Source organism: Actinoallomurus sp. NPDC052274, from assembly GCF_040679475.1.
In the GTDB taxonomy this organism is placed as follows: Bacteria; Actinomycetota; Actinomycetes; order Streptosporangiales; family Streptosporangiaceae; genus Actinoallomurus; species Actinoallomurus liliacearum.
Map to the genome: position 1 here is coordinate 85,855 of NZ_JBFAUT010000003.1, position 22,206 is coordinate 108,060.

Sequence of the window (22,206 nt, forward strand, 5' to 3'; positions counted from 1 at the left end):
CGTGGAGGCGGCCGTGTACGACTACGTCATCGTCGGCGCCGGCAGTGCGGGTTGCGTGCTCGCCGACCGGCTGACCGCGGACCCCGGCACGAAGGTCCTGCTCCTGGAGGCCGGCCCGCCCGATGACGCCCCCGAGATCCACATTCCGGCCGGGGTCGCGGCGCTGTTCAAGAGCCAGTACGACTGGGACTACACGACGACCCCGCAGCCGAACGCGGCCGACCGTGCCATCTACTGGCCGCGCGGCCGCACTCTCGGCGGCAGCTCGTCGACCAACGCGATGATCTACATTCGGGGTCATCGGCACGACTTCGACACCTGGCGGGACGAGTACGGCTGCAAGGGCTGGGGGTACGCCGACCTGCTGCCGTACTTCATGCGCGCCGAGGACCAGCAGCGCGGCTCGTCCGACTACCACGGCACCGGCGGGCCGCTCCGCGTCGAGGATCTGCGCTTCAAGCATCCGCTGGTCCGCGCCTGGATCGACTCGGCGACGGATTTCGGCCTGGCCGTCAACGACGACTTCAACGGCGCCGAGCAGGACGGGGTCGGGTTCTACCAGGTGACGCAGCGGCGGGGCCGCCGCTGGTCGACCGCGGACGGCTACCTGTCCCGCGCCGCGGAGCGGCCGAACCTCACCGTGGCGACCGACGCGCTCGTCACCCGCGTGGTCATCGAGGACGGGCGGGCCACCGGGGTCGCGTACGTGCGCGGCGGGACGGAGCAAGGGGCCGTCGCCCGGCGGGAGGTGATCCTGTCCGGGGGCGCGGTCAACTCGCCACAGCTCCTCATGCTGTCCGGCGTGGGGCCAGCCGACCACCTGCGCTCGCTCGGCATCGACGTCGTCGTGGACCTGCCCGCCGTGGGCACCGGTCTGCAGGACCATCCGATGGTGCCCGTCATGTGGCACACCCCGGACAAGAAGGCGTTGTGGGAGAGCGTCAACCTGCGCAGCCTCATGCTGTACCAGACGCTGGGGCGCGGCCCGTACGCCTCGAACGTCGCCGAGGGCGGCGGCTTCGTACGGACCCGGTCCGACCTGCCCGCCCCGGACCTGCAGTACCACGTGCTCCCCACGCCGTACCTGGATCAAGGACTCACCGACGCGAACAAGCGCGCCACGTCGGTGTTCGCCACGACCGTCGCCGTGGCCGCCCGGGGGAGCGTGCGGCTGCGGTCCGCCGACCCGCGGTGGAAGCCGCTGATCGACCCGAACTACCTGGGCGACGACGCGGATCTCGAGGTGCTCCTGGCGGGCGTCCGGCAGGCCCGGGAGATCGCGGCGACCGGCCCGCTGGCCCGGATCCTCGGCGGGGAGTACGCCCCCGGAGAGGGCGGCGCGGACCTCGTCGAGTGGGTCCGCCGGCAGGTCGTCACGCTCTACCACCCCACGAGCACGTGCGCGATGGGCGGTGCCGACGACTCGGTCTGCGACCCCGAGCTCCGGGTGCGCGGCGTCGAGGCCCTGCGCGTCGTCGACGCGTCGGTCATGCCGGCGGTGCCCCGGGGCAACACCAACGCCCCGACGATCGCGGTGGCGGAACGGGCCGCCGACCTGATCGCCGGCGGCCCGCTGCTGCCCCCCATCGAATTCACCTAGGGCGTGTCGGGGCGAAGATCCACCGGACACGCCCCAGGGCGTGCCGGACAGCGGAGCCGTCCGGCACGCCCTGACCGCGGTCGCGCTCACCGCCGGACCGGTGACGCGCCCTCGCGGCGGCGGCCTGTGCGCCCGCGTCGAGCCCCGCCCGGATGGAGGGCGCCTGTTCAGGCGGGGCTCAGCGTGGGCGCACAGACATCGGGAGGGTCACCGGGCGCGGCGGCGCAGGAGGCGGCGGGGCTGCTCAACCTCGCGCGCCTCGCGGTCCCGCTCGTCCATGAGGGCCTTGAGGATGTCCGGATGCATCGTTGGTGCTCCTTGCGGCGCGAGCCGGACGGTCCGGCCTCGCACTCATAAGGTTCGTCCTAAGGCGGGGGGCGGGGCATCGGAACAATGCCTCATCCCGGCCGCCGCCCGGGACTAAGTCCGCCCGCCCGCCGTCCGGAGCCGCCTAAGCCAGCGCGGCGCGCCTAAGAACCTCACCGATCCGCTCCCGGAGGACGCATGAAGATCAGGGACGCGCGGCGGCATCCGTACGACCCGAAGTACCTGCCGGTCGCGCGGCTGGCCGACGGCGGCATGCACGACTGGTGAGCCGACCGTACGCAGACGGCCGTACGCAGACGGCCGTACGCAGGCGGTCGTACGCAGGCGGTCGTACGCAGGGCGGTCGTACGCAGGGTGGCCGTACGCAGGACGGCCGGGCGGCGGCGGGCCCGATCGGTGAGCCGCCGCCGGCCAGCCGGCGTCAGCGGTAGTGCTTGCCGTGCAGCAGGCTGACGAGCTGCAGCAGCCTGGCCATGTCCTTGTCGGTGCGCTTGAACGACGTGAGGTTCATCGGCGCGGCGAACCGCTGGCGGGTGATGGCCTTGGCACGGGCGAACTCCCGCAGCCCGTCGGCCCCGTGGATGCGGCCGAAGCCGGAGTCGCCCACGCCGCCGAACGGCAGCGCCGGGACGGCCGCGAAGGCGATCACCGCGTTGATCGAGGTCATGCCGCTGCGCAGCCTCCGGGCCGCCTCCATGGCCGTCGAGCGGCTGCGGGAGAAGATCGCGCCGGCCAGGCCGTACGACGTGGCGTTGGCGCGCTGGACGGCCTCGTCCACGCTCTTGACCCGGTGCACGGTGATGGTCGGGCCGAACGTCTCCTCCTGGACCGCGGCGGAGTCGTCCGGCACGTCGACCAGCACGACCGGCTCGACGTACGGCTCCTTCACCGCGTCCGCGCCGCCGACGAGCGCCCGGCCGCCCCGGGCGAGGGCGTCGTCGACGTGCCGCTTGATGACGTCGAGCTGGCTCGGCATCGTGATCGGGCCGTACGCGGCGGTGCGGTCCTCGCCGGGCCGCAGCGCCCGCGCCTGCTCGGTCAGCTTGGCGACGAAGTCGTCGTAGACGCCGTCGACGACGTACACCCGCTCGACGCCGACGCAGGTCTGGCCCGCGTTCGACATCGCGCCCCACAGGGCGGCCTCGGCGGCCTGGTCGAGGTCGGCGTCGGCGGCCACGATGAACGCGTCCTTGCCGCCGCACTCGGCGACGATGGGGGTGAGGCGCTCGGCGCACGCCGCCATCACCTTGCGGGCGGTCGGCGCCGACCCGGTGAAGGCGATCTTGTCGACCGCGCCGCGGGCGAGCGCCGCGCCGGTGTCGCCGAGGCCGGTCACGACCTGGAACACCGGCTCCTCCGGGATGACCTCGGAGACGATCTCGGCGAGCAGCAGGCCGACGCCCGGCGTGTACTCCGAGGGCTTGAACACGACCGCGTTGCCGGCCGCCAGGGCGTACGCGAGCGAGCCGACGGGCGTGAACAGCGGGTAGTTCCACGGGCCGATCACGCCGACGACGCCGAGCGGCTGGTACTCCAGGACGCACTTCTGGTTGATGGAGACGAGGCCGGGGAACACGCTGCGCGGGCCCAGGACCTTCTGGGCGTTGCGCGCGGCCCAGTCCAGGTGCGTGATCGCCAGGACCGTCTCGAGCTGGGCGTCGGCCACCGGCTTGCCGGTCTCCTGGTGGATCAGGGCCGCCATGCGGTGCAGCGACCGTGCCAGGGCGCCCTTGATGTTGAGCAGCCGGACCCGGCGCTCCTTCCAGCCGAGGCCGGCCCACCACACCGACGCGACGCGGGCGCGCTCGATCGCGGCGTTCACCGCGGCCTCGTCGTGGATCGGGTGCTCACCGACGACCTCGCCGGTCGCCGGGTTCAGGGAGCGGAACGTCTCGGCGGTCTTCTCGCTCGCGGTCGCGGTCATGGCGTCACCTTGGTCCCAACGAGGTAGCTGTAGTCCAGTAAGTTACCCGTTACCGACCGGGGGCGGGGAGTATGCCGCGTTCGATCGCCGCGGTGACGGCGGCGGTCCGGTCGGACACCCCCAGCTTGCCGAACGCCCGCAACAGGTGCGTCTTGACCGTCGCCTCGCTGATCAGCAGTTCCCGGCCGATCTCCGCGTTCGTACGGCCCCGGGCGACCAGCCGCAGCACGTCGATCTCCCGGCGCGACAGCTCGACCGGCGAGCGCATCCGGGACACCAGCTTGGCCGCCACCGAGGGGGCCAGGACCGTCTCGCCGCGCGCCGCCGCGCGTACCGCCTGCGCGAGGTCGTGCCGGGAGGCGTCCTTGAGCAGATAGCCGGCGGCGCCCGCCTCGACCGCGCGGAGGATGTCGGCGTCGGTGTCGTACGTCGTCAGCACCACGACCCGGGCCTGGGGGCGCTGCGCGAGCACGCGCGAGGTCGCCTCGACGCCGTCGCCGCCCGGCATGCGCAGGTCCATCAGCACGACGTCCGGCTCGTGCGCGCGGACGGCCGCGACCGCCTCGGCGGCTCCGCCGGCCTCGGCGACGACCGTCAGGTCGTCCTCAGCCGACAGCATGCCGCGCAGCCCCTCGCGGACGACCGGGTGGTCGTCGACGAGCAACACCTTGATCACGCGGGTACCTCCACCGTGACGGTCGTTCCGGCTCCCGGCTCGCTGCGCACGCCGAACGCGCCGCCGACCTGGCCGACCCGCTCGCGCATGCCGTGCAGACCGAAGCCGCGCGCCGCGTCCGGACCGAACCCTACGCCGTCGTCGCGGATCTCCAGGCGCACCGACTCCGGGGCGTACGTCAGGCGCACCTCGACCAGCTCGGCCTTCGCGTGCCTGCGGACGTTGGCCAGGCCCTCCTGGGCGACCCGCAGCAGCACCACCTCCGCCCCGGCGGTCAGCCGTCGCGGCGCGCCGGTGAGCGTGTAGTCCGCCGTGACGCCCAGCTCCTCGCGCATCCGCCCGGTCAGGCGCGCGACGGCCTCGTCCAGGGAGGAGCCGCCGAGCGGCGCGGGCGGCAGGGCGGCGACCAGGGCGCGGGCCTCGGCGAGGTTCTCGCGCGCGGTGCGCGCCGCGAGGCCGACCTGCCGCCGCGCCTCCTCCGGGTCGCGCCCGACGTACGCGTCGGCGGCCTGCAGCAGCATCAGGATGCTCGTGAAGCCCTGGGCGAGCGTGTCGTGGATCTCCCCGGCCATCCGCTCCCGCTCGGCCATGACGCCGGCCTCCCGGCTCACCTCGGCCAGCTCCGCCCGTGTCGTCTCCAACTGGGCGATCAGCTCGCGGCGCTCCGTGCTCTGCGCGATGATCCGCTCGATCCAGAGGCCGAAGAAGGCGGAGAACCCGACCACCACGACGGTCCAGACCAGGAACGACACGATCGTCCCCGCGGAGGCGCCGCCGGCGAGCAGCCGGACGGCCGGGACCGCGTTGAGGAGCACGAGCGCGGCCACGCTCTCCCGCCAGCGCACCAGCATGAAGCACTGCGGGCAGGCCGCGAACAGCACGAGCGAGCTCTCCGGGGCCGTCAGCGCCGCCGCGCCGCACAGCACGATGAGCCCGCCGACGTACGCGTACGCCCCCCGGGCGGACGTGTCACGTCCGAGGAAACGACGGCCGAACAGGACGTACCACGGCACCGTGACGAGCAGGATCCCCGTCGCGACCAGGCCGGTCCACGTCAGGTGGTCGTTCAGGACGTAGAGGATGGTCGAGACGAGGACCAGGCCGAAGTACGCCTCCCAGCGGCCCAGTCCCCAGTCCCACGCGTCGTCGGCCCTCATCCGTCGCGGCGCCGCTTCCAGCGGAATGTCGTCAGGCACAGGACCAAGCCTGCGACACCCCAGGCCGCCAGCACCAGTGCGGTGCGCCCGTGCTCCCAGGTGTGCGCCGGCTCGGCCGCCAGCAGCGTGTCCGGCAGCAGCGCGGACCGCAGCCCCTGGCTGATCCACTTCAGCGGGAACAGCGCGCCGGCCTGCTGGACGCCGGAGGGCAGGTCGCCGAAGGTGAAGTACACGCCGGAGATGAACTGCAGGACCAGGTACGGCACGTTCAGCACGGCCGCCGCGCTGCGGCCCGAGCGCGGCACGCTGCTGATCGCGATGCCGAGCAGCGTGCAGACGGTCACCCCGCCGACGAACACCCAGGCGAAGGTCAGCCAGCGCTCGGGCGTGCTCGGCGGCTTCAGCCCGAACAGCAGGTGCCCCAGCGCGAACAGGAGGACGGTCTCCAGCGTCGACAGGACCAGCGCCGCGATCGTCTTGCCGATGAAGTAGGCCGCCTTCGGCATCGGCGTGCCGTACAGCCGCTTGAGGGTGCCGTCGTCGCGCTCCTGCGCGATCGCCACGCCCAGGCTGACGAACGTCGTCGACATGATGCCGCTGGCGATGATCCCGGCCGCGAAGTACTGCCGGAAGTCGACGCCCGTGTGGCCGACCTGGCCCTTGAAGATCGTGCCGAAGATCAGGAGCAGGATGACCGGCATGCCCAGGGAGAAGACGACGGCCTCCCGTTCGCGGAAGAACGCCTTCAGTTCCAGCGCCCCACGGGACAGCCCGATCCGTACGGGCGAGGGCATCGCGACGGCGGTCATCGGCCTTCTCCGATCATGGTGAGGTAGACGTCCTCGAGCGTGGGGCGGGTGACGGTCAGCTCCGGCACCTCGCCGTCGAACTTCTGGCTCAGCTCGGCCACCACCTGCGTGGGGCAGTCGGTCTCGATCGCCTGCCGGCCCTCCGGCCCGAGCCAGCCCACCCGCGCCCTGGCGGTCGCCCGGCCGCCGAGCTCCCTCGGCGAGCCGACCTCGACGATCCGGCCGCCGGCGATGACGCCGACCCGGTCGGCGAGCGCCTCGGCCTCGTCCAGGTAGTGGGTGGTGAGCAGGATCGTCGTGCCGCCGTGCGCCAGCCCCTCGATCAGCCGCCAGAACCGCCGCCGCGCGTCCGGGTCGAACCCGGTCGTCGGCTCGTCGAGGAAGAGGAGTTCGGGGTCGCCGATGATGCCGAGCGCCACGTCGACCCGCCGCCGCTGGCCGCCGGACAGGTGCGCGAGGCGGGCCCCCGCCTTGTCGGTCAACCCGACCGCCTCGATCACCTCGTCGACGTCCCGGGGACGCGGGTAGTAGCCCGCGAAGTGCCGGACGATCTCGCGAACGCTCAGCTCCGGCTGCTCGTTCGAGGTCTGGAGCACGATCCCCACGCGGGAGCGCCACTGCCGGGTCGGCTTGCCGGGATCGGCCCCCAGCACCGACACCTCACCGCCGGTCCGCCGCCGGTGCCCTTCGAGGATCTCCACCGTCGTGCTCTTGCCGGCGCCGTTCGGGCCGAGGAGGGCGAAGACCTCGCCCCGGAAGATGTCGAGGTCGACGCCGTTCACCGCGTCGACGTCGCCGTATCGCTTGCGCAGGTCGCGCACCCGCACCGCCGTGTCGTTCATGCCTCCAGCGTCGCGGCGATCCGGCCGGTCCGGGATCGGCGGTCCGGTGATTCCCGTGTCCACCGAACGGTGGACACGGGAGGCCGGCGGGGCTCAGCCGCCGAAGTCGACGCTCTGCCAGAAGCGGAAGAGTCCGTGGCCGACGGCGACGAGGTCCTGGTCGATCCCGAACAGGTCGGTGAGGTGGTAGACGAGGGAGAAGAACCGCTCGTTGACGGCCGGGATCCACAGCAGGGCGAGCAGCGCCATGAAGGCGTATCCGCCGATCTTGTTCGCCTGCGCGACCCAGGTGCGCGGCAGGTACGGCTCGACGATGCCGAAGCCGTCCAGGCCGGGCACTGGCAGCAGGTTGAGCACGGCCGCGGTGACCTGCAGGAACGCCAGGAACGCCATGCCCGTCCAGAACAGCAGGTGCGCCGGGTCCTTCGCCAGGTTGGTGATGACGACGCCGAGGACGATCGCGAAGACGAGGTTGGCGAGCGGGCCGGCCGCCGAGATCAGGCTGTGCCGGATCCTCCCGCGGATCGCCCCCCGGTCGATGTAGACGGCGCCGCCCGGCAGGCCGATCCCGCCGAGCAGCACGAACAGCACCGGCAGCAGGAAGCTCAGCGTGATGTCGCCGTACTTGAGGGGGTTCAGCGTCAGGTAGCCCTTGGTCGCGACGCTCCGGTCGCCGGACCGCCAGGCGAAGAAGGCGTGCCCGAACTCGTGCAGGCACAGCGACACGATCCAGCCGCTGACCACGAACAGGAACAGGAACAGCCGGGCGGTCCGCTCCGGGCTCATGCCGTACCGCCAGACCGCCAGGCCGGACAGGGCGAACAGGCCGAGGACGAACAGGAACGCGGGACTGGGCCGCACGGCGGTCCGCACCGCGCTTACGTTGGACATCGATCAATCGCTCTCTGTGAGGGCGGGGACGACATAGGTGCGCAGGAAGTCGCGAGGATCGCCGTCGCCGGGGAGGACGATCATCGAGGAGATGATCCGGAAGAGGAACTCCACCGCGCCCTCCACCGTGATGTCCGCGCGCAGCAGACCCTCCCGCTGGGCGGCCGCGAAGTACGGCCGGACGCGGTCGGCGCACAGGCGCAGCACGCTCTGGGCGGCCCCGGCCACGGCCGTCTGGGTGTGGCCGGCGGCCTCGGGGGTGAGGAGGGCCGCCACCCTCGGCTCGCCGCGCACGAACGCGACGGCGTCGATCACGCCCTCGACGATGCCGTCGGGCACCGAACTCTGCGCGCCGAGCCGCGCGGCCAGCCGGTCGAGGAAGCGACGCAGGTCACGGAGGAGGACCTCGAGGATCACCTCGTCCCGCCCGCCGGCGAAGCTGCGGTAGACGGTCGCCCGGGACAGGCCCGCGGCCGCCGCGATGTCCTCGACGGTCGTCTTGGCGACGCCGTACCGCGCGAAACAGCGCTCGGCGGCGTTGACGACCCGCTCCCGGACGTCGGTGGTGGCCTGCGGCATGCCTCGCAGGGTACCGGTCTCCCCAGACCCGAAACGTGAGACAGATATTGCATCCTGTCGCAGACCGCGGAGACACGCTGCGCGACGGGCCTTGCCGATACGGCTTGGCATGTGAGGATGCCGGTATGGAGATCGCTGACGCGACCGCCCTCGTCACCGGGGCGACCGGGGGCATCGGCCAGGCCGTCGCGCGGGAGCTGGCGGCGCGCGGCGCGTCGCTGGTGCTCACCGGCCGCCGCGCCGACGTGCTCGAATCCCTCGCCGCCGAGCTCGGCGCCCGGCCGCTCGTCGCCGACCTGTCCGACCGCGACGGCGCCGTACGCGTCCTGGAGCGGGCCGGCCCGATCGACATCCTCGTCGCCAACGCCGGGCTGCCCGCGAGCGGGCCGCTCACCGACTTCACGCTCGAGGAGATCGACCGCGCGGTGAACGTCAACCTGCGCGCGCCGATCGTCATGGCCCGCCTGGCCGCCGAGCAGATGAGCGCACGCGGACGCGGCCACCTGGTCTTCGTCTCGTCGATCGCGGGCAGGGTCGCGGCGGGCGGCACCGCGCTGTACAACGCCACCAAGTTCGGGCTGCGCGGGCTCGCCCTCGGCCTCCGCGAGGACCTGCGGCCGGCCGGCGTCGGCGTCTCCGCGATCTATCCGGGGTTCATCCGGGACGCCGGGATGTTCGCCGACTCCGGGGTGAGCCTGCCGCCGGGCCTGGGCACCAACACGCCCGGCGACGTCGCCCGCGCGGTCACCCGCGCCATCGAGCGGGACCGTGCGGAGGTCGACGTCGCCCCGCTGGCCGTTCGCGCCGGGGTGGTGCTGGGCGGCCTGGCCCCCGGCCTGTTCGCCCGGATCCAGCGGCGGGGCGGCGCGGACCGGCTCACCCGCGCGCTCACCGAGGGCCAGCGCGACAAGCGCTGACGCGGCGGATCAGCCGAGCTCGTAGTCGAGCGAGTAGGAGTGCCCGCCGTCCTCGGTGATGATGATCTGGCCCTCGCCCCTGATGCCCTTGAGGTCGCCGGTGCCGCTCGTCTCGACGATCTTCCAGGTCAGCCACGGCTTGCCGCGCTCGCCGCCCGCGTTGTGCTGGAGGAGGAACGCGCCCGTGCGGCCGTCGAGCGTGCCCTCGAACCGCTCGATCCCCACGTACGCGGCCGGCCCGGCCTCGGTGCCGACGGTGGTCAGCTCGGCGGTGCTGGTGCCGGTGAGGCCCCCGCTGAACGTCTTCTCGACGTGCACCCGCGTGCACGTGACCCCGTCCCGCTCGTCGTACGGCTTCTCGGCGTCCCATACGTCGAGGACGAACGTGCCTTCTGTTCGCTTGGCCAGGCGCCCTCCTTCGTCGGGGGAGAGACCAGAGGCACTGTGCTCATCGATTCGCTCGCTGCGCTCGCTCATGAGAAAGAGCATGGCGGTGAAGGCTGCCATCTTCTGTCAGGTATCTAGAAGAGCGTGCCGTCCCGCTCGATGCCGCGCAGGGCGTCGTAGTCGAGGGTGACGCAGTCGATGCCACGGTCGGCGGCGAGCACCCGCGCCTGCGGCTTGATCTCCTGTGCGGCGAAGATCCCGCGGACCGGCGCGAGCAGCGGGTCGCGGTTCAGCAGCTCCAGGTAGCGGGTGAGCTGCTCGACGCCGTCGATCTCGCCGCGCCGCTTGATCTCGACCGCCACCGTCGCGCTCGTGTCGTCCCGGCACAGGATGTCGACCGGCCCGATCGCCGTGGGGTACTCCCGGCGGATCAGCTTCCAGCCCTCGCCCAGCGTCGTGATGTGCTCGGCCAGCAGCTCCTGCAGGTGGGCCTCCACGCCGTCCTTCCGCAGGCCCGGATCGATGCCCAGCTCGTGGCTGGAGTCGTGCAGGATCTCCTCGATCGTCAGGATCAGCTGCTCACCGGACTTGCCGTGCGTGACCGTCCAGCGGCCCTCTTCCTCCTTGACGGTGCACGGCGGGTTCATCCAGTTCAGCGGCTTGAACGCGCGGTCGTCCGCGTGGATGGAGACGCTGCCGTCGGCTTTCATCAGGATGAGCCGCGGGGCCATGGGCAGGTGGGCGGTGAGCTTGCCGGCGTAGTCGACACTGCACCGGGCGATGACGAGGCGCACGGTCGCCCACCTTAGCCGCAGCGCCACGCGGCCGTGTGCGACTTCGGCCGCGATCCGCGGCGACGGGGCCGTCAGGCATGGCCGCCGAACCCGCCGGGGGACGCCGCGGCGCGGGCGATGAGGCCGGCGATCTCGGTCTGCCGGACCGGATCGTCGGTGAGCTGGCCGGTGGCGACGCGAAGGTGCGGCGCGGACGGGCGTACCTGGTAGCGGCTTCCCGGCACGGCCGCGGCGCCGTGCGCGGCGAGCGTGACGAGGGCGGCGGACTCGTCGGCGACCGGCACCCACAGCATCAGCCCGTCCTCGTTCGCGGTGGGGATCCCCCGAGCGGCGAGCGCGGCGGCGAGGCCCTCGCGTCGCCGCGCGTACACCGTACGGGCGTGGTCGACGGCGGCGCGGGAACCGGGGTCCTCGAGCAGATGGGCCAGGGCGTCCTGGAGGATGCGGCTGGTCCATCCGGTGCCGAAGCTGCGCAGGACGCGGACGCGTTCGATCGTGTCGCCGGCTCCGCCGAGCACGGCGATGCGCAGGTCGGGGCCGTGGGACTTGGAAAAGGACCGGATGAGGACCGTCTGCGCGGGCAGGTGCTCGCCGACGCTCACCGGCGGCGTGGCCGCGGCCTCGCCGAGACCGTCGTCCTCGACGGCCAGGGTGCTGGTGGGGGCGAGGAGGGCCGCGAGCGCGGCCGCGCGTTCCCGGCTGAGGGAGTGGCCGCAGGGGGTGTGGGCGCGCGGCTGGTAGACGAACGCCGCGGGGTTGGTGGCCAGGGCGTCGGCGAGGGAGTCGGGGATCGGGCCCTCGCGGTCGCAGGCGACGGGGATCACGTCGGCTCCGAGGGCTTCGAGGATGTCGAGGAGCCGCGCGCCCGTGGGGTCCTCGACGGCGATGCGGTCGCCGGGCAGGGCGGCGGTCTGGCAGACCAGCTGTACCCCTTCGTAGCCGCCACCGGCCACGAGCCACCCTTCGGCGGGGAACGGCCAGGTCGGCTCGACCGCGCGGCGCAGGCGCGGGGTGATGGTCTCACGGGCGTAGTCGTTGAGGCGTTCGGCGTGGGCGGCGGCGGCGAGCGCCTGCTCCAGCGGGGGGAGCAGCGCGGGATCGGGCGCGGCGATCGCGAGGTCGATCGCCGGACGGCCGCCGAAGTCACCGATGCGTTCGTAGCGGACCGGGTGCGGCACGCTGGGCGGCCCGACGACGACGGTGCCGCGGCGGCGCTGCGCGCTGACCACGCGGTGCCGCCGGAGGGTCGACCAGGCGTCGGCGACCGTCGCGGGGCTCACCCCGAGGACGGCGGCGAGAGCGCGGACGGTCGGCAGGCGGATTCCGGCGGGGAGGTCGCCGCGCCGGATGAGATCGGTCATGGCCGAGGCGATGCCCCGGGCGCTGCGGTCACCGATGTGCTCGGCGAGCCAGGCGGCGTCGATCGAGGGCTCGGGCATGGGCTCCCACCTGCCGTTCTATCGATTTCATTGCGGTAAATCTTTGTACGATAACAAAACGAGTATTGTACTCGCTCTTCGCTGAACATATTGTCGGTCGCCATCGAGGGATGTCGAGCGAATGGAGCGTTGTGTCGGTTCCACGGATTCGCCTGGCCCTGCGCGACTGGGATCACCTGGTTCCACTCGTGACCGGCCGAGTGCGATCCCGAGACTTCGAGCTGGAGATCGAGTCACGGGCGGTGACGCCGGACGTGCTCGCCGAGCCCGAACTGGACGGGGGCGAGACGTCGTTCAGCCGGTACGCGCTGGGGCGCGGCGGCGGTGACGACCGGCTGGTGGGCCTGCCGGTGTTCGTCATGCGCGGTTTCCGGCAGCGGTGCGTGCTGGTGCGGCGCGACAGCGAGCTGACGTCGCCCAAGGACCTGGCCGAGGCCCGGATCGGGCTGACCGGCTGGCCGGACTCGGGGAACACCTGGACGCGGGCGCTGCTGCGCTCGGCGGGAGTCGACCTGGGCGGCATCGCGTGGACGGTCGGGCCGCTGGTGGCGGGGGAGACCGGCAAGGACCGGGTCGGCCCGCGTCCGCTGCCGCCCAACGTGGAGGTGGCCGGTGACGGCGAGTCCCTGGTGGAGGGCCTGGCCGACGGGCGGTTCGACGCGATCTTCACGCCGTTCATGCCGGATGAGCTGTTCGGCCCCGGCAGCCGGTTCCGTCATCTGTACGACGACCACCGGGGCGTTGAGCTGGACTACTTCCGCCAGACCGGGTTCGTGCCCGGCATCCACCTCCTCGCGGTCAAGCGGGCGGTCGTGGACCGGCATCCGTGGCTGCCTTCGGCCCTGGAGGAGCTGTTCACCGAGTCGAAGCGGCTGTGGACGGAGCGGCGCCGCATGCTCACCGACACCACGCCGTGGCTGCTGGCGGAGCTGGAGGCGAGCGCGGAGATCTTCGGCCCGGACTGGATGCCGTACGGCAGGGCCGCCAACGCCGCGATGACCGCGGCGTTCTGCGAGGAGCTGCACGCGCAGGGCATCGCCCCGCACCCGATCGACGCCGAGGAGTTGTTCGCATGAGGATCGCTGTCGGGCAGTACGCCGTCGCCGAGGACTGGACGAGCAATCTCAAGTCCTGCCGGGCGCTGATCGACGAGGCCGTCGCCGGGGGAGCGGACCTGCTGGTGCTGCCCGAGGACGCCATGGCGCTGTTCATCGACGAGCCGCTGCGGATCGTCGACGCGGCGCAGCCGCTGACCGGTCCGTTCCTGACCGGCCTGCGGGAGCACACCGCGGGCACGGCCACGACGGTCGTGGTGGGCATGCACGAACCGGCCGGCGGCGGGAAGGTGCACAACACCCTCGTGGCGGTCCGGGACGGCGAGGTCGTGGCGACCTACCGCAAGGTCCACCTGTACGACGCGTTCGGGGCCCGGGAGTCGGACCGGGTGCGCCCGGGCGACGGCGAGCCGGTGGTGTTCGACTGCGCCGGATGGCAGGTCGGCCTGATGACCTGCTACGACGTAAGATTTCCGGAGATGGCGCGGCTTCTGGTCGACCGGGGCGCGGAGCTGCTGGTGCTGCCGGCGGCCTGGGTGCGCGGGCCGGCCAAGGAGTGGCACTGGGAGGTCATGGTGACCGCCCGGGCCCTGGAGAACACCTGTTACGTCGCGGCGTCCGGTGAGTGCGGCCGCCGCAACATCGGCGCGAGCATGGTCGTGGACCCGCTCGGGATCGTCCGCGGCCGCCTGGGCGATGGGCCGGGGCTGCTGTGGGCCGAGGCCGACCGCGAGGAGCTGGAGGCCGCCCGCCGCAAGCTGCCGGTGCTCGCCAATCGGCGTTTCTTCGTCGACCCGTCAATTCGTTAGGAGCATTACCGTGTCGAAACGGATCGTCGCCGCGCTCGCCGTCGCGGGTGCCCTCGTGGTGAGCGGCTGCGGCAAGAACCCGTCGGAGGTCGACGGTGGCGGCAGCGGGTCCAAGGCGTCGGGCGTCGGCGCCGCCGATCTGAAGCAGACCCTGGACCAGAAGCTGAACGACCGGCTGCCGGCGAAGGTGAAGTCCGCGGGCAAGCTGATCTCGGTGAACAACGGCTCGTTCCCGCCGTACGAGATCGCCGGTTCGGACGGCAGGTCGCTGACCGGGGCCGCCGCCGACATGGCGACGGCGCTGTCGCAGCTCATCGGCGTGAAGATCGAGCATGTGACGGTCGACGGGCTGCCGAGTGAGCTCAGCGGAATCAAGGCGGGCCGGTACGACTTCGCGATCGGCCCGATCGGTGACTTCCCCGAGCGGGAGACCGCGAACGACTTCGTCGACTGGGTCCGGGAGTTCGTGGTGTTCGCGGTGCCGAAGGGCAACCCGAACCACATCTCCTCCATCGCCGACACGTGCGGGCTGAAGATCTCGGTGATGGCCGGTGGCTCGGCCGAAGACGTGATCAAGAAGCAGGCGCAGACCTGCGTGCAGCAGAAGAAGCCGGCCGTGCAGGTCCAGTCGTACAAGGACCAGCCGACGTCGATCCTGGCGGTGCGGTCGGGCCGGGCGGACGCGTTCTTCTCCTCTCAGGCGCCGTTGACTTACTTCGTAAAGGAGGCGGGCAACGCGCTCGAGCTGGCCGGAACGGGTAAGGCCAACGGATTCGACGACCTGTACCAGGGGGCCGTGGTCGCCAAGGGGTCGCCGCTGCGGGACGTGCTGGTGGACGCCTTCAAGGAACTGATCGCCAACGGCACCTACGGCAAGGTCATGGCGAAGTGGGGCCTGTCGGCGAACTCCCTGGACAAGCCCGGCGTGAACCTCGCGCCGAGGAAGGGGTGACCCTCTCGTGGCAGTGACGGAGAAGACCTCCCGCGACACCGATCCGCAGGTCGATGTCGCCGGCGCGGCGCGCACCCGGCATCCGTTGCGGTGGGTCGCCTCGCTGGTCCTGCTGGTGCTGGCGGCGCAGCTCGTCCACCTGCTGGTGACCAACGACAACTTCGAGTGGGACGTCGTCGGGCGCTATTTCAACGCCCAGATCATCGGCCAGGGGATCGTGACGACCCTGGAGCTCACGGTGATCGCGATGGCGGTCGGCATCGTGGGCGGGGTGCTGCTGGCGGTGGGGCGGCTGTCGGAGAACCCCCTGCTGCGGGCGTCGTGCGGGGCGTACGTCTGGTTCTTCCGCGGCATCCCGGTGCTCGTGCAACTGGTGTTCTGGTACAACCTGTCGGCGCTGCTGCCGCGGGTGTCGGTCGGGGTGCCGTTCGGGCCGGAGTTCGCGAGTGGGTCGACGAATCACCTGATCACGCCGTTGCTGGCGGCGATCCTCGGTCTGGGGCTGAACGAGGCGGCGTACATGGCGGAGATCATCCGTGGTGGGCTGCTGGCGGTGGACCCGGGGCAGATGGAGGCGGCGCACGCGCTGGGCATGAGCGACGCGCGGACGCTGCGGCGGATCGTCCTGCCGCAGGCGATGCGGTTCATCGTGCCGCCGACGGGCAGCCAGGTGATCAACATGCTGAAGGCGACGTCGCTGGTCAGCGTGATCGCGCTGGCCGACCTGCTCTACACCGTTCAGTCAATCTACAACCGGACGTTCCAGACGATCCCGCTGCTGATCGTCGCCTGCCTCTGGTACCTGGTGATCACCTCGGTGCTGTACGTGGGGCAGTCGTTCATCGAACGGCACTACGCCCGTGGCGCGACCCGTAACGCGCCGCAGGGTTTCTGGAGCTTCGTCCTCATGCGCCGCCGCGCCCAGGCCCAGGCCCAGGCCCCGACGACCCCGGAGGTTCCCTCGTGACCGCTGAACCGCTGGTCGAGACGCCGCCGATGGTGCGGGCCTGGCAGGTCCGCAAGCGGTTCGGGCACCTGGAGGTGCTCAAGGGCATCGACCTGGACGTGCACGCCGGAGAGGTCGTCGTGGTGCTGGGCCCGTCCGGGTCGGGCAAGTCGACGTTCCTGCGGTGCATCAACCACCTGGAGACGATCGACGGTGGGTCCATCCACGTCGACGGTGAGCTGATCGGGTTCCGCGCGGACGGCGGCCGGGTGCGGCATCTGGGCAAGCGTGAGGTCACCCGGCAGCGCCGTGAGATCGGCATGGTGTTCCAGCAGTTCAACCTGTTCCCGCACCTGACGGTCCTGCAGAACGTGATCGAGGCGCCGACGGGCGTACGCCGGGAGCCGCGGGCGCAGGCCCGGGAGCGTGCGCTGGAACTGCTGCGGAAGGTCGGCCTGGAGGACAAGGCCGGGGCGTATCCGCGGCAGTTGTCGGGCGGGCAGCAGCAGCGGGTCGCGATCGCCCGTGCGCTGGCGATGCGGCCGAAGCTGATGCTGTTCGACGAGCCGACCAGCGCGCTGGACCCCGAGCTGGTCGGCGAGGTCCTGGCCACCATGAAGGCGCTGGCCGAGGAGGGCCTGACGATGGTGGTGGTGACGCACGAGATCGGGTTCGCGCGGGAGGTCGCCGACCGGGTCGTGTTCATGGACGGCGGTGTGATCGTCGAGTCGGGTCCGCCCGCGCAGGTGCTGGACGCGCCGGCCAACCCGCGGACGCGGGCGTTCCTGAGCCGGGTGCTGTGACGTCCGGCCCCTCGCAGTCGAGCGACTGAAGGCGAAGGCGCAGGAAGTCGCGTTCGATGGTGTTCTCGGTGCGGGCGATCGCCGCCTCGTACGCCATCTCGGCCTCAATGGTGCGGCCGAGGCGGCGCAGCAGGTCGGCCCGTACGGCGTGGAACACGTGGTGGCGGTCGAGGTCCAGGTCGTCGACGAGCGCGAGGGCCGCCTCAGGGCCCGCCACCTCGGCCACCGCGACGGCGCGGTTCAGCGCCACGATCGGGCTCGGGGCGAGGGCGAGGTGCAGGTCGTACAGCCGCAGGATCTGCCCCCAGTCCGTCGCGGCGGCGTCCGGCGCGTCGCCGTGCACCGCGTTGATCGCCGCCTGGACCTGGTACGGCCCCGGCCGGTCGCGCCGCAGACATCGGCGGACGAGGTCCTGCCCTTCGGCGATCAGGGCCCGATCCCACCGGCTCCGGTCCTGCTCGGGCAGCGGGACCAGGGACCCGTCGGGCCCGGTACGGGCCGCCCGGCGCGACTCCAGCAGCAGCATCAGCGCGAGCAGGCCCGCGACCTCCGGCTCGTCGGGCATCAGCTCGGCCAGGAGCCGCCCGAGGCGGATCGCCTCCGCGCACAGCTCCTCCCGGACCAGCCGATCCCCCGAGCCGGCCACGTAGCCCTCGTTGAAGATCAGGTAGACGACGGCCAGCACGGCTCGCAGCCGGTCCGGCAGGTCCGCCTCGTCCGGGATCCGGTACGGGATCCGGGCGTCGCGGATCTTCCCCTTCGCCCGGACGAGCCGCTGGGCCATCGTCGGCTCGGGCACCAGGAACGCGCGGGCGATCTCCGCGGTGGTCAGGCCGCCCAGGAGCCGGAGCGTCAGCGCCACCCGCGCGGCCGGCGCCAGCGCCGGATGGCAGCAGGTGAAGATCAAGCGGAGCCGGTCGTCGCGCACCGGACCCTCCTCGAGCGGTTCGTCGGCGGCGTACAGCAGGGCGGCCTGGGCGTGCCGGTCCGCGCGCGAGGCCTCCCGCCGCAGCCGGTCGATCGCCCGGTTGCGGGCGGTGGTGATGATCCATCCCGCCGGGCTCGGCGGCGGCCCGGCGGACGGCCAGCGCCGCAGCGCCTCGGCGAAGGCGTCCTGGACCGCCTCCTCGGCGATCCCGATGTCGCCGAAGACGCGGACCAGGACGGCCACCGCCCGGCCGTACTCCGCACGGAAGACCCGCTCGACCCGCGCGGTGGCGGAAGACGCGGACACGTCAGGCGTCGGCCGGCATCGGACGCACCTCGACGGGCAGCGTCGTGATGCGAGTGAACTCCTCCGCCCACTTCAGCGCGGCGTCCAGATCGGCCACCCGGATGATCGTGAAGCCGCCGATGTGCTCCTTGCCCTCGGTGTACGGCCCGTCGGTGATCAGCGTCTCGCCGGCCCGGAGCCGTACGACCGTGGCCGTGTCGGCGGGGTAGAGCCCTCCCGTGAAGACCCAGGCGCCGGCGGCCTTGAGCTCCTCGCTCCAGGCATCGACTCTCTGCATGATCTTCGCGAGTTCGTCGGCGGGCGGCGTGTCTCCGTCGGGCTGGTAGACGGTGAGGATGTACTGCTTCATCGGAGGTCCTCTGCTCGGTACCGGCGCTCTGCCGTGTCTCACTCCCTACACGAACCGCGCTCCGCCGGATCGACGGACGGCTGCGGAAATCTCATGGTTCTCAGTTCGCTCTCATCTGGATCTCACGGGATACGCCTAGCGTCCTCCACGCGGGGGCCGACTGATCGTCATAGCCGATGTCAACCAAGGGTGGGCGAGCGCATGACCGACCACGAACAGCAGGAGCAGTCCCCGAAAGCCGGCGGCGTGAACCGCCGTGCGGCACTCACCGCCCTCGGCGGGGCGGGCCTCGGCGCCGCCGGGGTCGTCGCGCTGGGCCGCGCGGCGGCCGGCGCGTCCACCACCCGCACGCCGGGCGGCCCGAGCCCGGCGTGCGTGCTGGCACCGGAGCTGGTCGAGGGCCCCTACTACCTCGACTACGAACTCTTCCGCCGCGACATCACCGAGCGCAAGGAGGGCGTGCCCGTCATCCTGCGCGCCACCGTCGTCGACGCGGCCACCTGCGCGCCCATCCCGAAGGCCGCGCTGGACGTCTGGCACTGCGACGCGCTCGGCGAGTACTCCGGTTACACGGCCATGGGCGTCGGCGGCGCGAACGGCGGCGGCCCCGGCGGTCCGGGCGGCGGGACGCCGCCCACCGGCACGCCGACTCCGCCGCCCGGCTCGCCGCCTCCGGGCGGTGGTGGAGGGCACGCGGAGCCGACCGACAAGCTCACCTTCCTGCGGGGCGTCCAGCTCACCGACCGGCACGGCGTCGTGGAGTTCCGCACGCTGTACCCCGGCTGGTACATCGGCCGGGCGATCCACATCCACGCCAAGGTCCACCTCGGCGGCAGGGTCGTCGGCCGGAAGTACACCGGCGGCCACGTGGCCCACACCGGCCAGTTCTTCTTCGACGAGAACGTCACCGAGCGGATCGCCGGGCTCCAGCCGTACGCCATCAACACCACCCGGCGCACGAAGCTGGGGGAGGACGGCATCTACCAGAGCGGCGGATCGGCCGGCCTCCTGACCCTGCGCCCGCTCCGCAAGGGCCCGGTCACCCACGGCCTGCTCGCCACGATCGTCGTCGGCGTGAACCCCGACGCCACCCCGTGAACCCCCGGGCGACCCGCCTGAAGTTGCGCAGGGCGGGTCGCCCGGTCCCCGCCCGGCATGCTCGCCGCGGCCTCAGAGGCGCGTGGTGGCGAACCTCCCGGCGTACGAAGGGGCCCGCGCGGAGAACCGCGCCGGCCCCTTCAGGGGGTCACTCCGGCAGCGTGGTCAGGTACCGGGGCGATGTGCGGGCCTGCGTGGCCTGCTCGAAGACGTTCGCGAGGCCCAGCAGCCTCTCGTCGTCGCCGCCGCGCCCGATGAGGGAGACGCCCAGCGGCAGTGCCCCGTAGGCGTGCCCGGCGGGCACGGTGATGACCGGATATCCGGCGACCGCCGCGGGCCCGAACGAGTACACCCACGGGTAGTCGTACGGACCGAGGATCTTCCAGGCCGGTCCGTTGCTCGGTGCGATGACCGCGTCCAGGCGATGTTCCGCGAAGACGCCGTCGATGCTCCGCCGGGTCTCCTCGACGATCCGGTGGCGCTCCTCGCGGTACCACCGGGGAGTGTGGGCCGACTCCGCGGCCTGGGCCGCTTCGAACCTGGTCAGCCCGAGCTCCCGGACGCGCTCGCGTTCGGCCGGTTCGCCCCGGTGAAGGGCGATGAGTTCGGCCAGATCACGGGGTTCCCCGCCGCGGAGAGCCAGGTAGGCGTTGACGGCCTCCTTGAACTCGTACGGCAGTAGCGCCGATGTGTCAGGGTCGGGCAGTTCCACCTCGACGGTGGTCACGCCCAGGTCGCGGAGTTTCGCGATGGCCGCGCCGAAGACGCGGTCCACGTCCGGGAGGCTTCCCCCGAACCTGATTCCGCGCCACACGCCGATCCTGGTTCCGAGCCGCGGCTCGGCGTCCAGGCGAATCGGCGCGCACGTCTCCGCGATCACCTCGAACACCGCGGCCGCGTCGGCCACGTGCCGGGCGATCGGTCCGGCGGTGTCCTGATCCGGCGAGATCGGGAAGAGGCCGATCCCGCTGACCCGCCCCAGGGACGGCCTGAAGCCCACGACCCCGTTCGCCGCCGCGGGGGCGATGATGGAGCCGGAGGTGTCGGTGCCGATGGCGAGCGGGACCATGCCCGCCGCCGGCGCCACCGCGGAACCGCTGGAGGACCCGTTCGGCGTCCGGTCCAGGACGTAGGGGTTCCTGGTCTGACCACCGACGGCGCTCCAACCGGCGATCCCGCTCGATGTGCGGTAGTTGCACCATTCCGACAGGTTCGCCTTGCCGATGATCACCGCGCCGCCCCGGCGCAACCGGGTGACCAGGCGGGCGTCGGAGGTCGGCAGGGCGTGACGGAGTACTTCGGAGCCCACCGTCGTCGCCAGGCCCGCCACGTCGATGCTGTCCTTGGGCAGGACGGGCACGCCGTCGAGTGGGCCGAGCGTCTCGCCCGAGGCTCGACGTCGGTCGGACGCGCGGGCCTCATCGAGTGCGCGCGGGTTCACCGAGATGACCGCGCGCAGCACCGGGTTCAGCCGATCGATGCGCTCCAGGCATCGCCGCGTCAGTTCTACGGAGGTCAGCCGCCCGGCGGTCATCTCCTCCTGCAGGTCGTGGACGGTCATCGTCTCCGGGAACGCTTCCGGAACCGACGCGAGGGCCCGGTCCACGGTCGAAGTGCGGTGCCCGGCGTGGTGGGTGGTCCGTGGCTGCTTGGGGTCGCCGCTGCCAGCCGCACCGGCAGACTGTTTCGTCGTCATTGAATCTCCCTGTTTGTCGCGATCCGCTGGTGAAGCGGAAACCGCCCGTGGCGGTTGGTGATGACAGTCCACGACGAGCCGACGAGGGCAAGGACCACGCCGAAGATCGCGTACAGCTCTTCGACGGCCTCGCTACGCGTGTCTCCCCGGGAAACGGCTCAGCGGTCACGTGTGCGGCGCAGGTGGACGGTGAGAAATCCGAGAGTGCCGCGGTAGCCGTGCAGCCAGTCGGTACGGTGCTCGGCCGCGACTCTGAGGGCCTCGTCGCCGTCCGGATGCTCCGGGTGTTCCAGCGCCCAGCGTGACAGGGTGCCGGTCCAGGACCATTCGTAGTCGTCCCACTCCTGCCGCGTGCTGACGTGCCCGTAGATCGGCGCCCACCCACGGTCCGTGATCCGGTCGACGGTCGTGGCGAGGTCGTCGTACTCCCCGGCGTCGAACCCGGCGTCGAGAGTCGCCTGGCCCGGTGGATGCTCCCAGAAGCCGTCACCGACGAGGACCCCGCCCTCGGGAGCGAGATGCCCGTCGGCCGCTTCGAGGGTGGGCAGGAGCCCGCCGAAGGCATGCGCGGCGCCCACGCTGAGCACAAGGTCGAAACGGTGCGGTGCGGTGAAGTCCGTGGCGTCCATAGCGTGGAAGACGACCCGATCGGCCACTCCCGCGGCGGTCGCGGCCTTCTCGGCGCGCGCGATCGCCGAGGCGTCGATGTCGACGCCCACCGCGCGTAGCCCGGGACGGTCGACCAGCGCGCGTATCAACCAGGTCCCCGCTCCACAGCCGAGATCGAGGATCTGCTCGTCCCCGCGCCGGAGAGCCCGATCGAGCAGGATCCGCACCGATTCGTCCGAGAGCGGAGCCGCGATGGGACGGTCGCCATGGGCGATGGCACTGATTTCCTGACGGTTCATGGGCTGCATCCTGT

Annotated in this window: 22 protein-coding genes; 8 read left to right on the forward strand and 14 right to left on the reverse strand. The window is 72.1% G+C overall.

What is annotated here, in order from left to right:
* Window position 1 precedes the first annotated feature (1 nt).
* Window positions 2-1,600: a GMC family oxidoreductase N-terminal domain-containing protein gene (locus AB0K82_RS03715; RefSeq protein WP_364392322.1), complete on the forward strand. Its 1,599-nt coding sequence runs from the start codon at window positions 2-4 to the stop codon at window positions 1,598-1,600.
* 748 nt (window positions 1,601-2,348) lie between these two features.
* On the opposite strand, the gene AB0K82_RS03720 is transcribed toward AB0K82_RS03715, so the two are convergent.
* From AB0K82_RS03720 to AB0K82_RS03750, 7 genes are all read right to left on the reverse strand, one after another.
* Window positions 2,349-3,851 carry an aldehyde dehydrogenase family protein gene (locus AB0K82_RS03720; protein ID WP_364392324.1) on the reverse strand — a complete coding sequence of 501 codons (1,503 nt, stop codon included), beginning with the start codon at window positions 3,849-3,851 and terminating at the stop codon, window positions 2,349-2,351.
* A gap of 49 nt (window positions 3,852-3,900) precedes the next feature.
* Window positions 3,901-4,527: a response regulator transcription factor gene (locus tag AB0K82_RS03725; RefSeq protein ID WP_364392326.1), complete on the reverse strand. Its 627-nt coding sequence runs from the start codon at window positions 4,525-4,527 to the stop codon at window positions 3,901-3,903.
* Complete coding sequence (locus AB0K82_RS03730; RefSeq protein WP_364392328.1) at window positions 4,524-5,723, reverse strand: sensor histidine kinase; 1,200 nt, start codon at window positions 5,721-5,723, stop codon at window positions 4,524-4,526. Before AB0K82_RS03730 ends, AB0K82_RS03725 begins: the two co-directional genes overlap by 4 nt.
* A complete protein-coding gene (locus AB0K82_RS03735) occupies window positions 5,681-6,493 on the reverse strand; it encodes an ABC transporter permease (protein WP_364392331.1) in 813 nt (270 codons plus the stop codon). The genes AB0K82_RS03730 and AB0K82_RS03735 overlap by 43 nt, the downstream gene beginning before the upstream one ends.
* The gene (locus AB0K82_RS03740) at window positions 6,490-7,335 is read right to left on the reverse strand and encodes an ABC transporter ATP-binding protein (protein WP_364392333.1); all 846 of its coding nucleotides are present in this window, start codon (window positions 7,333-7,335) and stop codon (window positions 6,490-6,492) included. The genes AB0K82_RS03735 and AB0K82_RS03740 overlap by 4 nt, the downstream gene beginning before the upstream one ends.
* A 93-nt stretch (window positions 7,336-7,428) precedes the next feature.
* On the reverse strand, window positions 7,429-8,226 hold the full coding sequence (locus tag AB0K82_RS03745; RefSeq protein WP_364392335.1) for a site-2 protease family protein: 798 nt from the start codon (window positions 8,224-8,226) through the stop codon (window positions 7,429-7,431).
* Between the two features lie 3 nt (window positions 8,227-8,229).
* Window positions 8,230-8,805 carry a TetR/AcrR family transcriptional regulator gene (locus AB0K82_RS03750; RefSeq protein ID WP_364392337.1) on the reverse strand — a complete coding sequence of 192 codons (576 nt, stop codon included), beginning with the start codon at window positions 8,803-8,805 and terminating at the stop codon, window positions 8,230-8,232.
* Window positions 8,806-8,930: 125 nt separating this feature from the next.
* Between AB0K82_RS03750 and AB0K82_RS03755 the strand changes: the two genes are divergently transcribed.
* On the forward strand, window positions 8,931-9,722 hold the full coding sequence (locus AB0K82_RS03755) for an SDR family NAD(P)-dependent oxidoreductase (RefSeq protein ID WP_364392339.1): 792 nt from the start codon (window positions 8,931-8,933) through the stop codon (window positions 9,720-9,722).
* Between the two features lie 9 nt (window positions 9,723-9,731).
* Here the strand turns inward: AB0K82_RS03755 and AB0K82_RS03760 are convergent, their stop codons facing one another.
* The 3 genes from AB0K82_RS03760 to AB0K82_RS03770 all read right to left on the reverse strand — a co-directional run bounded on the left by AB0K82_RS03760 (window position 9,732) and on the right by AB0K82_RS03770 (window position 12,342).
* Complete coding sequence (locus AB0K82_RS03760) at window positions 9,732-10,199, reverse strand: DUF3224 domain-containing protein (RefSeq protein WP_364392340.1); 468 nt, start codon at window positions 10,197-10,199, stop codon at window positions 9,732-9,734.
* A 44-nt stretch (window positions 10,200-10,243) separates the two neighbouring features.
* On the reverse strand, window positions 10,244-10,903 hold the full coding sequence (gene nucS / locus AB0K82_RS03765; RefSeq protein ID WP_364392341.1) for an endonuclease NucS: 660 nt from the start codon (window positions 10,901-10,903) through the stop codon (window positions 10,244-10,246).
* A 71-nt stretch (window positions 10,904-10,974) separates the two neighbouring features.
* On the reverse strand, window positions 10,975-12,342 hold the full coding sequence (locus tag AB0K82_RS03770) for an aminotransferase class I/II-fold pyridoxal phosphate-dependent enzyme (RefSeq protein ID WP_364392343.1): 1,368 nt from the start codon (window positions 12,340-12,342) through the stop codon (window positions 10,975-10,977).
* Window positions 12,343-12,542: 200 nt separating this feature from the next.
* Between AB0K82_RS03770 and AB0K82_RS03775 the strand changes: the two genes are divergently transcribed.
* Genes AB0K82_RS03775 through AB0K82_RS03795 form a run of 5 tightly spaced genes read left to right on the forward strand, consistent with a single transcriptional unit; the run spans window position 12,543 to window position 16,907 of the window.
* The gene (locus AB0K82_RS03775; protein ID WP_364392344.1) at window positions 12,543-13,418 is read left to right on the forward strand and encodes a hypothetical protein; all 876 of its coding nucleotides are present in this window, start codon (window positions 12,543-12,545) and stop codon (window positions 13,416-13,418) included.
* Window positions 13,415-14,206, forward strand: coding sequence for a nitrilase-related carbon-nitrogen hydrolase (locus tag AB0K82_RS03780; RefSeq protein WP_364392345.1), 792 nt, complete (start codon window positions 13,415-13,417; stop codon window positions 14,204-14,206). Before AB0K82_RS03775 ends, AB0K82_RS03780 begins: the two co-directional genes overlap by 4 nt.
* A 10-nt stretch (window positions 14,207-14,216) precedes the next feature.
* On the forward strand, window positions 14,217-15,158 hold the full coding sequence (locus tag AB0K82_RS03785; protein ID WP_364392347.1) for an ABC transporter substrate-binding protein: 942 nt from the start codon (window positions 14,217-14,219) through the stop codon (window positions 15,156-15,158).
* A 7-nt stretch (window positions 15,159-15,165) separates the two neighbouring features.
* The gene (locus AB0K82_RS03790; protein ID WP_364392350.1) at window positions 15,166-16,125 is read left to right on the forward strand and encodes an amino acid ABC transporter permease; all 960 of its coding nucleotides are present in this window, start codon (window positions 15,166-15,168) and stop codon (window positions 16,123-16,125) included.
* A gap of 29 nt (window positions 16,126-16,154) precedes the next feature.
* Window positions 16,155-16,907 carry an amino acid ABC transporter ATP-binding protein gene (locus AB0K82_RS03795; protein WP_364392729.1) on the forward strand — a complete coding sequence of 251 codons (753 nt, stop codon included), beginning with the start codon at window positions 16,155-16,157 and terminating at the stop codon, window positions 16,905-16,907.
* Here the strand turns inward: AB0K82_RS03795 and AB0K82_RS03800 are convergent.
* Together AB0K82_RS03800 and AB0K82_RS03805 are read right to left on the reverse strand one after the other, a co-directional pair.
* The gene (locus AB0K82_RS03800) at window positions 16,807-18,141 is read right to left on the reverse strand and encodes a sigma-70 family RNA polymerase sigma factor (RefSeq protein WP_364392352.1); all 1,335 of its coding nucleotides are present in this window, start codon (window positions 18,139-18,141) and stop codon (window positions 16,807-16,809) included. The two genes, AB0K82_RS03795 and AB0K82_RS03800, sit on opposite strands and share 101 nt — an antisense overlap.
* A 1-nt stretch (window position 18,142) precedes the next feature.
* Window positions 18,143-18,490, reverse strand: a complete 348-nt coding sequence (locus AB0K82_RS03805) for a YciI family protein (RefSeq protein WP_364392354.1) — start codon at window positions 18,488-18,490, stop codon at window positions 18,143-18,145.
* 201 nt (window positions 18,491-18,691) lie between these two features.
* On the opposite strand from AB0K82_RS03805, the gene AB0K82_RS03810 reads away from it, so the two are divergent.
* Entirely contained in the window at window positions 18,692-19,588 is an 897-nt protein-coding gene (locus tag AB0K82_RS03810; protein ID WP_364392356.1) for an intradiol ring-cleavage dioxygenase, read from the forward strand.
* Between the two features lie 148 nt (window positions 19,589-19,736).
* Here AB0K82_RS03810 and AB0K82_RS03815 read toward each other — a convergent pair whose 3' ends face one another.
* Together AB0K82_RS03815 and AB0K82_RS03820 are read right to left on the reverse strand one after the other, a co-directional pair.
* Window positions 19,737-21,284, reverse strand: a complete 1,548-nt coding sequence (locus tag AB0K82_RS03815; RefSeq protein WP_364392358.1) for an amidase family protein — start codon at window positions 21,282-21,284, stop codon at window positions 19,737-19,739.
* A 158-nt stretch (window positions 21,285-21,442) separates the two neighbouring features.
* Window positions 21,443-22,192 (reverse strand): class I SAM-dependent methyltransferase, encoded by a 750-nt coding sequence (locus tag AB0K82_RS03820; RefSeq protein WP_364392361.1) that lies wholly within the window; start codon window positions 22,190-22,192, stop codon window positions 21,443-21,445.
* Window positions 22,193-22,206: the final 14 nt, after the last annotated feature.

Bases quoted from the DNA above. Each gene is read 5' to 3' on its own strand.
- AB0K82_RS03740 (WP_364392333.1), bottom strand. From the start codon at position 7,335: ATGAACGACACGGCGGTGCGGGTGCGCGACCTGCGCAAGCGATACGGC.
- AB0K82_RS03815 (WP_364392358.1), bottom strand. From the start codon at position 21,284: ATGACGACGAAACAGTCTGCCGGTGCGGCTGGCAGCGGCGACCCCAAG.
- AB0K82_RS03820 (WP_364392361.1), bottom strand. From the start codon at position 22,192: ATGAACCGTCAGGAAATCAGTGCCATCGCCCATGGCGACCGTCCCATC.
- AB0K82_RS03720 (WP_364392324.1), bottom strand. From the start codon at position 3,851: ATGACCGCGACCGCGAGCGAGAAGACCGCCGAGACGTTCCGCTCCCTG.
- AB0K82_RS03795 (WP_364392729.1), top strand. From the start codon at position 16,155: ATGGTGCGGGCCTGGCAGGTCCGCAAGCGGTTCGGGCACCTGGAGGTG.
- AB0K82_RS03780 (WP_364392345.1), top strand. From the start codon at position 13,415: ATGAGGATCGCTGTCGGGCAGTACGCCGTCGCCGAGGACTGGACGAGC.
- AB0K82_RS03745 (WP_364392335.1), bottom strand. From the start codon at position 8,226: ATGTCCAACGTAAGCGCGGTGCGGACCGCCGTGCGGCCCAGTCCCGCG.
- AB0K82_RS03750 (WP_364392337.1), bottom strand. From the start codon at position 8,805: ATGCCGCAGGCCACCACCGACGTCCGGGAGCGGGTCGTCAACGCCGCC.
- AB0K82_RS03760 (WP_364392340.1), bottom strand. From the start codon at position 10,199: ATGAGCGAGCGCAGCGAGCGAATCGATGAGCACAGTGCCTCTGGTCTC.
- AB0K82_RS03805 (WP_364392354.1), bottom strand. From the start codon at position 18,490: ATGAAGCAGTACATCCTCACCGTCTACCAGCCCGACGGAGACACGCCG.
- AB0K82_RS03735 (WP_364392331.1), bottom strand. From the start codon at position 6,493: ATGACCGCCGTCGCGATGCCCTCGCCCGTACGGATCGGGCTGTCCCGT.
- AB0K82_RS03770 (WP_364392343.1), bottom strand. From the start codon at position 12,342: ATGCCCGAGCCCTCGATCGACGCCGCCTGGCTCGCCGAGCACATCGGT.
- AB0K82_RS03810 (WP_364392356.1), top strand. From the start codon at position 18,692: ATGACCGACCACGAACAGCAGGAGCAGTCCCCGAAAGCCGGCGGCGTG.
- AB0K82_RS03755 (WP_364392339.1), top strand. From the start codon at position 8,931: ATGGAGATCGCTGACGCGACCGCCCTCGTCACCGGGGCGACCGGGGGC.